We start from the raw sequence: 13,502 nt of genomic DNA, 5'->3' as shown, positions 1-13,502 counted from the left end.
TCGAGGTTCCGCTTGACGGAACTACTTTCCTGCTTCGCGCAAGGATTGTTCTGGCTGCAGCAAGGTGCGGGAACAAGGCAAGGATGGATGGGAGGCAAACAGAATGCGAGAAAGAGGCTGGCTTGCATGCGCCATGCGCATGTGTTGTGGCGATCAGCATTGCGCAAGGGGAAGCTTTCTCTGATACTCACTGTGTTGCATCTTTGTGTAGGTTGAATGAGCGGACTTCTTTCCGCTATGCCTTGGGAATGCGGAAACAAAAAAGCAGGAGTAAAGATGAATCGCAGGGAACTGATCAAGTGGGGAACCGCGGCAACGCTTGCCGGAGCCGCAGTGCGCGGTGCATCGGCCGCAGTAGAAAAAGAAAAACATGGCGCTGTGGAGCAGTGGAGCGTCTTCGAGTTGCAGTCGCAGGGGCCGTCGGGGGGCAATCCCTTTGTGGACGTGAGCTTTGGCGCGCGCTTTACGCTAGGGCACCGCAACATTGAAGTGAATGGCTTCTACGATGGCAATGGCCAGTACAAGGTGCGCTTTTCGCCCGATGTGCCGGGCCCGTGGAGCTTTGAAACCATCAGCAGCGCGAAGGAACTCTCCGGTCGCACGGGCGCATTCGAATGTGTGGCTGCAGTCAAGGCAAATCGCGGTCCGGTGCAGACGGCGCATCAGTTCCACTTTCAATATGCTGATGGCTCGCCGTACTTTCCCTTTGGCACCACCTGCTACTCGCTCGGCTTTGTGGGCGATCCGGTGGAGAGCATGACGCTGGAGGACATGAAGCAGGCGGGTTTCAACAAGGTGCGTCTCTGCCTGCTGCCCAAGTCGCTGGGCAAGCGCAAGGCCGTGGCCATGCCCTTTGTGCGCATTGGCCCGGAGCCGGCTGAAGTGCCTGCTGATGGAGAATCGGAACCGGCCAGCAAGCGCTTCGATTTGACTCGCCTCAATCCTGCCTATTTCGCGCACTTTGAAAGCTGCCTGACGAAGTTGCAGCAGGCCGGCATCGAAGCCGACATCATCCTCTTTCATCCTTACGATGCGCATGGTTTTTCCGCGATGGATTCAGCGACCGATGATCGTTATCTGCGCTATGCCATTGCGCGTTTTTCTGCCTATCGCAACGTCTGGTGGTCGGTGGCCAACGAATACGATTTGGTGAAGACCAAATCGATGACCGACTGGGATCGCTTCTTCCGTATTATTCAGGAGAACGATCCGTACAGCCGCCTGCGTTCGATCCATCACAGCAAGGTAATCTACGATCACTCCAAGCCGTGGTGCACGCATGCCAGTCTGCAGGAGTCCGACTTTGAAAAGTCGCCCGCGCGTTTTGCCGCATGGAACAAGCCGATCATCTATGACGAGATCATGTACGAAGGCAACATCGCACGGCGTTGGGGCAATCTTTCCGCGGAAGAAATGACGCACCGCTTCTGGCGCGCCATTGTTTATGGAAGTTATGCCACGCATGGAGAAACCTTCGCGGAGACCGAGGGGATTCCGACCTGGAGCGATGCAGGCAAGCTGCGCGGCCACAGTGCGGAGCGCATCACCTTTTTGCGTAAGGTGCTCGAAAGCACAGGCACAACGGGCCTGACCACAGCCAACGATCCCTATTATCTGAACGCCTTCAATGCCGACAAACTATATCTCTGGTACTTCGACTTTCACTGCGTGGGCGAGTACGAATTTCCGCTTCCGGAAAAGACGAAGTTCAAGGCTGAGGTGATCGATCCGTGGGCCATGACGCGCACGCCGCTGGAGGGCGTATTCAGCGGAAAAAGCAAGATCGCATTGCCCGGCAAGCCATACCATGCCGTGCTGTTCACCAAAGCCTAGGTCTCTTGCTGGAACAAAAAAGCCTCGCATTCAATTGGATGCGAGGCTTTTTTACGCTGAAAAATTCAGGCTTGAATCTGCATTGAAAGGGCACGGCTTTAGCCGTGCCGAAAAGCTATGAAAAGATGCGGGCTTTAGCCCCTGAGGGATGATCTTCAGCGTGTTCGAAGCAAAGAACGCCCTCAGCGGCTAAAGCCGGTCCACTTTTCCTTTCGAGTGGCACGACTGAAGTCGTGCCCTTTCAAAACACCACCCTGCTGCATCCACTCGACGCGAGTTTTTTACGCTTACCAAGATCCAACTATTTCGCAGGCGTGGTAGTAGCTGCAGGCTCCGCCGGATCATGCCGCGCCAGCAGCGCTTTGGCTTCCGCATCGCTGATGTGCAGAAAGCTGCCATGCTTGCAGTGCGCGGGCAGATCGGTTTCTGCTGTGATGTCTTCCCAGTGCTGCCAGTCGCGGGAGGCCACGGCCTCATAGCGAATGTGATCGCCGCGATAGTGATCGTAGAAGACGACGTAACGATCCCCAAGCTTGATGGCCGACGGACCCTCGGACCAGTTCTCGTTGATCGGGTCAGAGAAGTTGCTCCACGGACCTTCCAGCGTGGGACCAGTGGCAACGCGCTCCCAATAGGTGAGCGGCTCGGTGGATTGCTGTTTGAAGATCAGCCGGTACGGTTCGCCTTCGGCGTGGAAGATCGTCTGATCGATCACCGCATAGCCAGGATCGAAGTAGATCTGCGGCTTGGTGAAGGTGTTGAAGTCTGCGGTAAGCGACGACCAGATGCGATGCTCTCCCTTGGTCGTCTTCGAGGCGCTGGACCACAGCACGAGCCACTTGGCTTGGGCTGCGTCGTAATAGATTTCCGGAGCCCAGACGTTGTTGGTGTCGGGGTAATCCTGCATGATAGGAATCTGTTTTTGTGCGCTCCAGTGCTGCAGATCGGGCGAGTTGGCATAGCCCAACGTTGGCACATGCCATCCCCAGGTCCACACCATGTGAAAGAGCTTGTCGGGCCCGCGCGTAATGTAGACGTCGCGCATCAGTTCATTCTGTTCGGCGGGCTTTACCCACGGCTGGCCATCGTTCAGCGGTGTGTAGTGCAGGCCGTCGCGGCTGATGGCCAGATAGATTCCCTGCTTGGCAGGCTCAATGAAATAGGCAAACAGCCAGTAGCCCTGCTCGGGCGCGGGCTTCGGCTTTGGCCTTGCCGAAGCCACACTGCATACCGCCAGAAGCAAAACGAAAAATTTGCAGATGAGTTTCATGCGATCCTCTTTGATTACTGGACAGGTGCGCTGATGCTGTCGCTCGCCAGTGTCATGTTGTTCCAGTGCGACTCGGCAGTTTGCTTGCCGGTGGCATCATAAACTGTCCAGCTCCAGCTACCATCCGCAGCATGCGTTTTCTTCCATGCGATGCTGCCATCCGCGCGATAGAAAACCTCTTCGCCAATCTTGCGGCCCAGATGGTAGGCGGAAGTCCACTGCTTGTGTCCCTGCGCATCGAAGAGCGTCTGCGGACCTTCCAGCAGGGTGCGGCCATCGCTTGCTTGCACGGTAGACCAGGTAGCCTTGAGCGTGCCATGCGGCCATTTTTCGCTATGCTGAACGCGCTTTGCGTTGCTGGTGGCTTCGGCAGATTTGCCAGCCTGCACATCAAGCACCCAGGCTTCGTTCAGCTCGATCTCCACATTCACCGGATTCTTGGACGTAACAATGTGAATGACGCCGTCCGGCCCCTGCGTTGAAGTTACGTAGCCAACCGTCACGATGTTTTCGGGAAGTTTCTTCTTGCTCCACGTCTTGCCGTCGTCGCCAGAAAGTGCGACGTAAGCGCCGTCCTTGTGAATGTGCTTTTGCACCTTCGGATTGTAGTCGGCCACGAAGAACAGGCGGCCGGAGGCAAGGCGGATCACGCTGGGACGTTCGCCGCTAGCCAGCACGTCAAAGTCCGTCTTCGATTTGGTCCACGTTTTACCGCCATCGCTGCTGGTGGCCAGCGGCATGCGACCACCGATGTTGGAATTCTTGCCGCCGAAGCCGAGAATGTCGCCGTTCTGTGCCAGCACAATCGTGGTGTGACGGCCTGCGGTGCGGCCGCCCGCGTCGTACCATGTTTTGCCCTCGTCGTGCGTGCCCCACACGACGGAGACAGAGCTGTTGCCATCCGCATCCTTGCCGGTGGCATCGGTGGGAATCAGAATCGTTCCATCCTGCGTGCGCACAATGGAGTTGATGGGCTGCGAAACATAGCGGCCCACCGGCGCGGTGAAGTGCGGAAACTCGACCGGCTTCCACGTCACGCCGTTATCGTCCGATTGTGTGTAAGTAAACGGAGGCGCGCCAATCAAGCGCGGAAAGCCCCAGAACAGCCACAGCTTGCCATGATCCTTCCAGAAGACCGGTGCGGCGTTGGCAGCATCGGCAAAGAAGGGCCATGGCTCGGGCATATCCCATTCTTCACTACCTGCGCGGCGACGCATCATCATGATTGTCTGGTCAGGATCATCTTCCTTGTTGGGAGTGTTGTAGTATGCGGCAACCACGTCGCCATTGGCGAGCACCTGCACGGCCGAGTTGTGATAGTTGATGCCCAGCCCCTGCGCCAGACCAAGCTTCCAACCTACCTCGGGCATGGATTTTCCACCGAGGTTGGGGAAGATTTCATGCTCGTGATAGAAGGGCTTGGCTGCATGGGGGCCCTTGGTGAAGTCGGCTGCAGTCTGCTTCACGCCGGTCTGAAAGAAGAGTGGAGTTACCGGCGCTAGATTCGCTGCTGGATCATCCGCTTGCACTACGCGGAAGCCGATGTTACCGTGCGCCGAAGCATAACTAGGCGCCATGCTGGCCCGATTGGCTGAACGAGCGAAGAAGGGCGCCATCGCGGGATAAATCGCGGAAGGGTTGGCGACGACCTCCTTCGACTTCTGCTCTTTCGAATCCAGTCCGCCGCCACGCACTACGCGGAAAAGGCCAGTGGCTGCGCCCGTCGGATCTGTCTGTGCAGTCGCAGTGTAGGGGCCGTACCAGTCGGCTATCCACTCCGGTGTCCCTTCGCCCATGACCACGCCCCAGGGATTCGCGGTGCCCGCAGCGGGCGCTGCAGCGCCGGTGAAGTACGGCGTCTGCGTGTCAGCGCGTTCCACATATTCCCATTCGGCTTCGGTGGGTAGACGGTAGTGCTTGCCCTCTTTGGCGGAGAGCCATTTGCAGAAGGCTACAGCCTGCTCGTAACTGATGCCGGAGGCATAACTGGAAAACGCTGCACTCGGTTTATAACTCGGATCAAACTTCTGGTACTCTTCGGCGCTGATCAAATGAGATGCGATCAAAAAATCGTGGCTCAGCGTGACGCGGTGCGCGGGGTATTCATCGTAATCGCCCCGCGCAGGGCGGTCGGAACTCACGCCCATGCCGCTGATCTGCGCTCCGCTGAGGGTAACTCCATCGCCTCCCTGGATGAAGCTGCCGGAGTGAATCTTCACCAGGTCAATATTGTTGTGTTCGTTAAGATTCTGCGCCAGCAACGGCATGGCCGCGCAAAACGCCATCAGCGCAGTCTTTCTGATTCCATCCAAGGCAAAGCATTTCATTTTCATCAGGTCCAGCAGCTCCTTAGCTTTGTTTGTGTGTCTCCGCTTTAGTGCGTGAGCGATGCTTGCAGCGGTCCAAGCTCCTTGCGTTGTGCAGCCAGTTTGCCATCGACAAACAACATGAATCCGCGTCCGCGATGATAGTGTTTGCCCGTTGCATCGTAGAGGATCGTGAGCAGATGGCCATGATAGGGCAGGCCGTCGAGTGCAAAATACCTCCACGATTCGGCAGGCAGCAATGGGTTCAGATGTACTGCATCTCCATGTTGCGGACGCAGACCGATCAGGCCAGTGATCAGCGGATCAGCAAATCCGGAGTGGTTGTAGTAATTGCCGCGGCCAACCTGTTTGTGCTTGGCCAGCAGCATATCCTTGGCAATCCACTCATCGGTGTCAGCGTCCAGATCTTCATCGATCCAGTCGATTTTGCGCCCTGAAGGCAGCGTCAAGTGCTGCGCATTTACATAACTTGAAAATAGCTTGTAGTAATCGTCTTTGCTGACAATTTTTTCTGTATTTTCATTGAGTATGTTGGCCAGAGCAAGTAGTGTTTGCGTAGTTGCAAACGGCCAGGAAGGGCCATTCCAGGTGCATTGATCGCTGGATGTAAAGCGGAAGCGTGGGCTGCGCCGTTCGGCCGTTGTGGGCCCGTACTTTCCTGCAAATCCCTGTGGATCAAACAACTGCTTCCATGCCACGGCATGCTCGGGCGCAGGCGTTGCATAGAGCCACGGAATGTAGCCGATCAACTCCCGTACATTGGAGGATTGCAGTTGTGTACCCGGATCAATGAACCGCTTCTGCTTGCGAATGCCTGAATCGGCGCTTGGAGAAAGCGTTTCGTAGAACTGATCCTTATCGTTCCACAGTTTCGCTTCCATTAGTTTTTCGAGCGTTGCAGCTTTCTGATCGTATTGTGTGGCAATCTCATTTTGTCCGGCAGCACGAGCGAACTCTGCAATGGCTCGCGCATCGGCAGCCATGTAGAGGTTCAGCACCGGACGATAGCCATCGCCGCCAATCGACTTTTCCATGGCATCGCGTGTGTCGATCTGCCAGTAGAGTCCGGTGGAAGCATCAAGATTACTCGCATCCCATGCGCTGTAGTTGGCTTCCAGCGCCGACAAAAGATCCATGCCAAGCTTCTCTTTGCCGGTGGCCAGAGTTACGTCGCGCACACTGGCTGCCAGCGGGAAGCTGTACTTGCGCGCGCCGGCATCGGGCCGAGTCCAGAAGCGAGCATAGTCCTCGGCGATGCTGGAATTCCGCAGCCAGCGTGCCTCGCCCAGATGAAAGGGCGCCGCATCGGGTAGGGCGCCAAAGAATCCATCGGTTGCGTCGGGCTTGGGCAGCCACTCGGTCACAAGCCATCCCTGCTTGGACTGCACGATGTGCTTTTGCCATGCATACCAGCGGAAGTAGTACATCTCTTCGAACTGCTTGTTGGAACTGGAAAAAAGTGGAACGTGCGCAGCCATCCATGGCCATGCATCGCGAGGTGCCTGGCCGGTTGCTTCCTGTTCGTCGTGCGCAAACTGCGACACATAGCCGTGGTAGTCCTCGGCATGCAAAAGCTTTGTTATGCCGGTTCGCTGCACGGGGTTGCCTGCGCTGGCTGGCAGCAGTATCGTCGTTTGCGCCGTGAGCAATCCGCAACTAACAGCGCAGAGTTGCGCCAGGATCGTGAAGGAAAAGAGAGTCCGCATCGCGAAATGCAGTGTAATTGCTGTGCGCGGCAGCGGCAAGCAGGGAAAGATTCTGTTGCAGCAGCTTTAGCCTTGTTTGCAGAGCATGATTCTTTGATGACCCCTAGCTCCCGAGTTTCCATTGGCTTTTGCCTGCGTACGGGATGTTGGCGCAGCGCCCTGCTCCTGAATGTGCTCCTAGCTTGTTCCGAATTACGGAACATGCATTTCAGTGCTTGAACTGGCGAGAGGAACAGTGTCGGCCGAGCTTCTGACGTGTTCGCCGGAATTGCTGCATGCATTGCGCCCTTCATCGAGAGGTATTTTATGGATTCCTTCCTCGGCCTGTCTCTCCTCCACACAATGTCCTTCTCCTGAGGGAAGCGAGTTTGATAGACCTTTCCTAAGCTTTGCGCAGGGCGGCAGGATTCCGTTTTTCGGGAAAGAAAAAACAGGCTGCGCACGAAAGGATCTACCTTGAATCGCTGGTTTGCCTCAGGTTGCCTCTTGCTTCTGGTTCTTTTTTCTGGTCTGCAGATGCAGGCCGAAGACGCGCTGCACATTACGCATCAGTACGCCAATCGCGATGCGCGCAGCATGATTGGTCTGCCGCTCGGGAGCCATAAAACCATCGTGACGAAAGACGGCCAGTTGCAATGGTCGCAGTGGAGTCTGAAGCAGAAGGGCCGCGCGGTTACCTTCGGCTTCAGTGAGCAGCTAGATGGAGCGCTCGGTCTGCGTCTGCGTGAGGTGAGCGGCGGAAGAAATACCGATCTGGTGGCTGGTGAGCAGCGGCTGGATGCAATGCGCTATCCATTTGTTCTGACCGAATGGAAGGGTGGATCGCTGCAGGTAGAGGAGACGGCGTTTGCCGCATTGCAGGGTGAGCAAGGGCTGGATGTCGTGCAGTTGACGGTGACCAATGCGAGCGAAGCACAGCGCACTCTGGAACTGCGTCTGGATGGTAAACAGCGCAATCTTCCCGCCTTTGTGAGTGGTGCGCATCTGGCCACGCGCGACGGTCAGTTGCTGGCAACGGTTCTGCCGCAGTCTGGCGTAGAAGTACGGCCCTCTGAGGCCGAAGGGCTGATGCTGGTGGAGCGTCGCGTGGTTCCCGCGCATGGCTCCATCACTTTCTGGGTGGTGTTGCCGTACGATTACCCGGAGGCTAGTGTGGATCGACTGGCCACGCTCAATGGTTCGACGCTACTGCGGCAGGTGCGCGCCGACTGGGATGCACTCTGGAGCCAAGGCGCACAGCTTGAATTGCCGGTGCGCGAAAAAGAACTTGCGGATTTTTATCAGGCTTCGGTGGCCTACATTCTGATGCTGACCGAGCGGGATGAAAATGGTGAGTTATGGACGCTCGATGGCCCAGCCTTTTATCGCGAGTTCTGGGGGCGCGGCGAATATTTTCAGGCCCGCTCCATCGAGTTTGCGGGCTATCTGCCCACTGCGCTTAAAACCATCCGTCATACCTTCAGCTTGCAGAAGAGCGATGGGGAATGGGATGGCCCGGTGACGAGTGGATGGCCGGCGTGGGATAACATCGGCGGCAATGCGGCCAGTGTGTGGGACTACTATCTGCTTACACGCGATACAACATGGCTTGCGCAAGGCTATCCGCATCTGGTTGCGGCAGCGCGCTGGATCGATCTGCACCGGCAAGAGACGATGCTGCCTGCCGATGCGCCAGCGGCATCGCAAGGCATACAGCGTCAGATTCCGTGGAAGTGCGTAAGCGAAATTTCGCCCACACTCAAGCCTGGTGAAAAACCCTACTGGTGGGGACTTTTGCCGTGGAGTTACGGCGATAGCGGTTTACCGGAAGGGCATGCGTATCCGCACAATACATGGTCACTGTACGCTATCAAAATTGCCGAGCAGGCGGCGCATGTGCTCGGCCATGCCGACGACGAAAAACAGTTTGCTGCGATGTATGCGAGTTACAAACAGGATTACATGGATTCCATGCGGCGTTCTATTGAACTGGAGACGGAAGATAAACCTTATCTTCCTGCCTTGCCCACCGAGCCCGATGCTGGCGTTTCGCAGAGTCTGATTGCGGTCTATCCTACTGATCTGCTCAGCGCAAACGATCCGTGGGTGACGAACCTGCTCAAGCGTATGCGGCGCGACGAACTCGAAGGTCTGCCCACGCACATGGCGTGGATGGGGCCGAGTGGAGTGTGGCCGAGCGAGTCCTTGAATGTGGCAGAAACATACTTGCGTCGCGGCGAACTCACAAAGATGGAAAGCCTGTTGATGGCCACGCTTAATCACACCTATTCGACCGACGCCTTCAAGGAAGAGATCAAGGTGGACAAAAGCAGGCTGGTTGCCTGCGCCAGTGGCGTCTCCAAAGAGGTGGAAGATGGCAATGGCACCGGCGATATGCCCGAAGGCTGGGGGCCAGCCAATCTGATCCTACTGGTGCGGGACATGCTTTTATATGAAGACCATGACACGCTGCATCTGCTTGCTGGTTTGCCTGCGCACTGGATTGCTCCGGGTGAGCATCTTGCGTTGACCGATGCTCCTACCACGCTGGGCGGCAAGGTTTCCTTGCGGCTTGAATATCCAGAGGCTGGCCACATGCGGCTGCATCTTGAGCCGACGACTACGGTGCATGAAGCAACTGTGCGCTTTCCCTTGCCCGATGGAATGCAGTTGCGCTCTGTGAAGCGCAATGGCCAATCCATTACCAATGGGACGGGCAATACAGTTATGCTGAAGAATCTGACGGGGCCCGTTGATCTGGACGTGCAGTTCTGACCGCATGAAATTAATTTGTGGGTTCTTGCGAATAAAGTGCAGAGAGTGTTTGCCGAGGTTGTGCATGGAAATAAATGTAGAAAACAAGAAGTGGAGAAGAATGCATCGAGTTTTCTTCTCCGCCGTGGGAATGATCGCTCTGATGGTGCAGGCAATACCTGTGTGCGCTAAAAAAGCGGAAACGCCGTCTTTTACCATCACAGTTTCTCCGGCGGGAGACGACAAAAATCCTGGCACTGCAGAAAAACCATTTTGCACGCTCACTCGTGCGCAGGCTGAGGTGCGCAAACACAATGAAGCAATCGATGTGAAGGTTGAGCTTGCTCCCGGAGTCTATCGGCTACAGTCACCGCTCATCTTTGCGGCAACGGATGGTGGACGCAATGGCCATCATGTCGTGTGGCAAGCCGCTGCGGGCACAACCATGGAGAATGCGCCGGTTCTCTCCGGAGCGATTCTTGTTTCAGACTGGAAGCTCTTGGATCAGGCACGCAATCTTTACGTCGCGGAGACGCCCAAGGGACTGGACGCACGCGAGCTTTGGGTGAATGACCAGCTTATGCAGCGCGGAGCGCGAGAGATTCCGCGTGCCGATATTGACTTCAAAAACGAAGGAATTTTCTTCGAGGATGCAAAGTATGACGAGCTAAAAAAACTGACCAACCAGAACCGCATCGAAGTGGAAGCAACCGGGTTTTTTACAGATAGATTTTCTCCTGTGGAGCAGATCGAAGGCCGCGTGCTTCACATGCAGCAACCCGCATGGAAGAACAATATTTGGGGCTATGACACGATGGAGACGCCCTATCATCCGGAGTTTGCGCGCCTGTTCCTGGTGAATGCGCTGGAGTTTGTGAGCAAGCCTGGAGATTGGTATATCGATCCCGCAGCCGGCAAGCTCTACTTGATTCCTCCGATGGGCGCGGATGTGGCAAAGATGGATGTGGAGTTGCCGCACTTGAGCGTGTTGCTGGCTGTAGGCAACAACCTGGACGTACCGGTGCAGGACCTGACCTTCAAGGGGCTTCGCTTTTCGCATACAACCTGGTTGGGCGCTTCTGCGAGCGATGGCTATGCGAGCCAGCAGAGCGGAGCTTACCTGAAAGGACTGACGGCGCAGTATCCTGCCGATCCTTTATCGAGTTGCCATGAGGGCTGTCCTGCCTTTGAAACGCGGCGCAATGAGTGGACGCAAATTCCCGCCTCTGTGCAGGTGGCCGCAGCGGAGCGCATTCGTTTTGAGGACGATGTTTTTGCGCATCTGGGCCAGTACGCCTTGGGGATTGGCAATGATGCCGCAGCGAATCTGACCGGTGTAGGCCTGGGCGCAAGCGATGTAACGGTGACGCGCTCGGTGTTTACGGACGACGCTGGCGGCGCAATTGAAGCGGGTGGAGTGAGCCGCGACGCGCATCATCCACACGAGCAGCGGCAGACGAATCGCCAGATCGTGATCAGCAACAATCGCATTCGTTCCGTCAGCAAGGAGTATCGCGACCATACCGCAATTTTGAGCACTTATGTTCTGGGCGCGGTCATTTTGCACAACGACATCAGCGATGTTCCTTATGATGCCATCGATATTGGTTATGGATGGGGCATTCAGGATCCGGGTGGCAATCCGAACTATCGCTCGCGCATGCATGGATACGACTGGAAAGAGAATCTTGTTTACGATACGCCCACCACGCATCGCGACGTTGTGGTGGCGAGCAACCGTATTCATGGCGCCAAGCAATACTTCCACGATGGAGGCGCAATTTACAATTTGTCCGCTAGCCCGGGAACGTTGATTACGGAAAATTACATCTTTGACAACAACAAAATGATCGGGCTCTATCTGGATGAAGGATCGCGTTCTATTACGCTGCGGCGCAATGTTGTGGAGGGCGCGGAATGCGAGTGGCTCAATGTGAACACTGTGCACGCCATGATGCCGGTGCGCGTTTCGCCCGATAACACGGCAATTTCCAACTGGCACGATGGAACACAGATCGGGGGATTGTGGACCAACTATCAGAACAATCTCATCCTCGACGATCATCTGGTGAAGGATGGAAAGTGGCCAGACGAAGCGCGCGCGGTGATGAAGGACGCGGGCATTGAGGCGAATGCTGGTCCGGTGGCCTACGGCGATGCGAGGCCGGGGGCTGGCGACGAGACAAAGTAGGCATGGGCGGAGAATCTTCCGCCCATCTTTTTTGCAGAATCAGCCGCGCACCAGAACCGCGGAGTATGGAGCAATTTGCAGAGCTCCTTTGTGAAGTGCATGGGGCTTGCTCTGCGTGAGCGTGACGTTCTGTTTGGCGTCGAGCGAAGGGGCGCTGAGCGTCCATTGTGTATGTGCATGCCGTAATGGAGTTTGCAGAAATAGAGCGTCGGCGGTGGGGTTGGAAACAAGGATCTGCAATGCGCCGTCGCGTTCAGCCACATGCGCTCGCACCAGACTGTTGGTGTTTTGCAGAGCACACTCTACGAGCTTGGTTTCCACGAATTGGCGCATCATCAACATGCCGAAAAACTCTGGCCGACGCGTGAATCCCAGCTGCAGGCTTCCTGCAATGGGCGTGTAAAAGCCGTTTCCGCCACCATGCAGATTCATGCCCGCGCAGCCAAGCGAGGCAAAGTGCAGCATGACGTCAGCCGCCCAGAGCGCACTGGCAAAAGTATCGCTCACACCCTCCTGACCACCATTCCAGCAGGAATTTCCTTCGCACATGCGATAGGGAACGCCGATGGAATGCGCTGCGTCGAGGATGGTTTTCATCTCGCGTTCCAGCTTCGGATCGGGCCCCAGAAGCTTTTCAATAGTCATGCCCGGTGAACCGGCTGGACCCATGGCGTAGTAGTGCGAGGTCAGCATTTCAATCTTTGCGCCGCTCTGTTTCACGTCTTCGGCAAAGCCTGTTACGTAGGGCATTTTGTTGGAAATATCCGGCCCGGCAAAGCGCGCATTGGGTACGCGTGCCAGGATGGCTTTGTGGGCAGCCGTCCACTCCTTCCAGTAATCGGCATAGGCCCATGAGTCTGGTCTGTAGCGCGTGCGCCATGCGTCGGGTTCGTTGCCGAGCTGGAAGGCGATCAGTCTTGCGCCGAGCGTATTTTGCACGCATTCGGCTTCCTCGGCTGCACGACTGAGTGGGCCACGCCCAAGGTTCAATCCATAGAGGCAACGCCAACCCGTAGCGTCCAGAAATTCGCGCAGATTCTTGATGCTGAGCGGAGTAATCGGCGTGTCGGATTTTACATTTTTGCTTGTGTCGGGGCCGACTGTGTCAAAGGGAGCAGGTGTGTTCAACGTCTCGCGCGTGAATGCGGTGAATTCGCTTGTACCGCCGCCGATGCGCAGAACGCCCTGTGCGCCGAGTTCGCGAAATAGCGCAATCAGCGCATGGTTTTCTGCGGAAAAGAAGGCGGGGGTCGCCAATTGTGCTGACTCATAGCTGAGGCCAAGAAAGCCTTCGGGAACGGTGGCGAGTGTTTTCGTGCGATCAATCTGTAGCGTCGCCTGGATGGTCGCGGCGTTCAGCGTTCGCTGCATGAAACAGGACGCGCTGAATATGGCTGCTGTGCTGCGCATAAAATCTCTGCGGTTCATGGATTCCTCATCAA

Annotated in this window: 7 protein-coding genes; 3 read left to right on the top strand and 4 right to left on the bottom strand. The window is 56.3% G+C overall.

Features of this window, described 5'->3' with window-relative positions:
* Window positions 1-276: 276 nt before the first annotated feature.
* Window positions 277-1,833, top strand: coding sequence for a DUF5060 domain-containing protein (locus ACOBR2_RS04050; RefSeq protein WP_420238781.1), 1,557 nt, complete (start codon window positions 277-279; stop codon window positions 1,831-1,833).
* 301 nt (window positions 1,834-2,134) lie between these two features.
* On the opposite strand, the gene ACOBR2_RS04045 is transcribed toward ACOBR2_RS04050, so the two are convergent.
* The 3 genes from ACOBR2_RS04045 to ACOBR2_RS04035 all read right to left on the bottom strand — a co-directional run bounded on the left by ACOBR2_RS04045 (window position 2,135) and on the right by ACOBR2_RS04035 (window position 7,136).
* Window positions 2,135-3,103, bottom strand: a complete 969-nt coding sequence (locus ACOBR2_RS04045) for a glycoside hydrolase family 43 protein (RefSeq protein WP_420238780.1) — start codon at window positions 3,101-3,103, stop codon at window positions 2,135-2,137.
* Window positions 3,104-3,117: 14 nt separating this feature from the next.
* A complete protein-coding gene (locus ACOBR2_RS04040; protein WP_420238779.1) occupies window positions 3,118-5,388 on the bottom strand; it encodes an exo-alpha-sialidase in 2,271 nt (756 codons plus the stop codon).
* A gap of 89 nt (window positions 5,389-5,477) precedes the next feature.
* On the bottom strand, window positions 5,478-7,136 hold the full coding sequence (locus ACOBR2_RS04035; protein WP_420238778.1) for an MGH1-like glycoside hydrolase domain-containing protein: 1,659 nt from the start codon (window positions 7,134-7,136) through the stop codon (window positions 5,478-5,480).
* A gap of 486 nt (window positions 7,137-7,622) precedes the next feature.
* Here ACOBR2_RS04035 and ACOBR2_RS04030 point away from each other — a divergent pair, with 486 nt between their 5' ends.
* Together ACOBR2_RS04030 and ACOBR2_RS04025 are read left to right on the top strand one after the other, a co-directional pair.
* Window positions 7,623-9,890 carry a hypothetical protein gene (locus ACOBR2_RS04030; RefSeq protein ID WP_420238777.1) on the top strand — a complete coding sequence of 756 codons (2,268 nt, stop codon included), beginning with the start codon at window positions 7,623-7,625 and terminating at the stop codon, window positions 9,888-9,890.
* A 100-nt stretch (window positions 9,891-9,990) separates the two neighbouring features.
* Entirely contained in the window at window positions 9,991-12,060 is a 2,070-nt protein-coding gene (locus tag ACOBR2_RS04025; protein ID WP_420238776.1) for a right-handed parallel beta-helix repeat-containing protein, read from the top strand.
* Window positions 12,061-12,099: 39 nt separating this feature from the next.
* Here ACOBR2_RS04025 and ACOBR2_RS04020 read toward each other — a convergent pair whose 3' ends face one another.
* Complete coding sequence (locus ACOBR2_RS04020) at window positions 12,100-13,431, bottom strand: hypothetical protein (protein WP_420238775.1); 1,332 nt, start codon at window positions 13,429-13,431, stop codon at window positions 12,100-12,102.
* Between the last annotated feature and the right edge of the window lie 71 nt (window positions 13,432-13,502).

It is taken from the genome of Telmatobacter bradus (genome assembly GCF_048629425.1).
GTDB classification, from domain to species: domain Bacteria; phylum Acidobacteriota; class Terriglobia; order Terriglobales; family Acidobacteriaceae; genus Telmatobacter; species Telmatobacter bradus.
Note: the sequence above shows the minus strand (reverse complement) of the source record. Positions and strands in the feature narration are given on the sequence as shown.